The sequence below is a fragment of the Streptomyces sp. CO7 genome (assembly GCF_053474865.1).
The window spans coordinates 142325-143682 of the sequence record NZ_JBRIOU010000003.1 but is presented as its reverse complement, the minus strand read 5'-3'; the positions used below and the strand labels follow the sequence as shown (position 1 = coordinate 143682).

The window sequence follows — 1358 nt, the reverse complement described above, 5'->3', positions numbered from 1 at the left end:
GCGCGAGGCGGCCGCCCAGCAGCGACAGCAGCAGCTGGTCCTCCGGGATGAAGGGCCGCCGCCCTCCGAGGTCGACCCGGAGCACCATCGGGCCCTCGGGGTGCTCCAGCACGACGTGGGCGCGGTTGCCGTCGGCGACCGGGCTGAGCGCGGGACGGTCGCGCAGTGCGGTGAGTTCCGCCCGGTCCTCCTCGGACAGGCGCTCCCAGCGGTCGGCGGCCGGGTGGCCCACGGCGGCGACGCAGGGCTCGGGCCGGTCGCCGAAGACGACGGCGAGGACCTGCGCGGCCCGCCACACCTGCTGGAGTTCCTCCAGCGCGCCGGTCAGCGCCTCCTCCTGGCCGACGGCCTGGGAGAGCCGGAGGCCGAGGGCGGCCAGGGCGCTGTCCCGCTGCACGGCGTAGTGCTCGGCGGTGACGTCGCGGAAGGTGCCGACGACGACGCGGCGGCCGGTGTCCGGGTCGCGGGCCTCGTTGCAGCTGACCGAGACCCAGATCCGCCGGCCGTCGGCGCGGTCCACGGCCACGGTGCAGCGGCCGGGCCGGCCGGAGAGCGCCTCGCGGAACGCCTGGCCCCACCGGTCGTGCGCCTCGCGGCCGGTCTCCTCCCAGGGCCGGTGCGGGCCCGGAAGGCTGTCGGGGCCGTAGCCGAGGATCTCGGTGTAGGCCGAGTTGACCTCGAGGATGGTGCCGGTCTCGTCGCAGACGAAGAACGCCTCCTGCAGGGCGTCGACCAGCGCCGCGCGCCAGCGGGCGTGCCGGCCGCGCATCCGCGCCAGCTCCACGTTGGCCCGGACCCTGGCCAGCAGTTCGGCGGCGGCGAACGGCTTGACCAGGTAGTCGTCGGCGCCGGCCTCGAGGCCTTCGATGGACGCCTCCTGCCCGGCCCGCGCGGACAGCAGCAGCACCGGCACGGAGGCGGTGCGGCTGTCGGAGCGCAGCGCGCCGACCATGGCGAGGCCGTCCATCCGCGGCATCATCACGTCGCCGACGATCAGGTCGGGCTGCACCGCGCGGGCGGCCTCCAGCGCCTCGAGGCCGTCGCCGACGGCGCGGACCCGGTAGCCGGCGCCGGTCAGCAGGCGGGTGAGGTAGGCGCGCATGTCGGCGTTGTCGTCGGCGACCAGGACACGGGCCCCGGCCCGCTCCCGCACCACCGCGGTCCCGGGCCCGTCCGCTTCGGCGGCCGCGAGGGCCGGGGCGTCCGCGGGGGCGCGGCCGGTCCCGGCGGGGGACCCGCTCCCGTGGGCCGCCTCGGCGGGGCTCCCGGCGGTGGTCCCGCCTCCTGCGCCCTCTCCGGCGGGGGCAGGGGCGTCACTGCCGTCCCGGGCACCGGAGCCGGTCGAAGTCGCCCCGGTG

The 1358-nt window shown here is 77.9% G+C and carries 1 protein-coding gene; it reads right to left on the bottom strand.

The annotated features are described in order from the left end of the window. Window positions 1–1153 (bottom strand): response regulator (locus ACOV8S_RS10515; RefSeq protein WP_448317524.1); only part of this gene is annotated, 1153 nt, incomplete at its 3' end. Window positions 1154–1358: the final 205 nt, after the last annotated feature.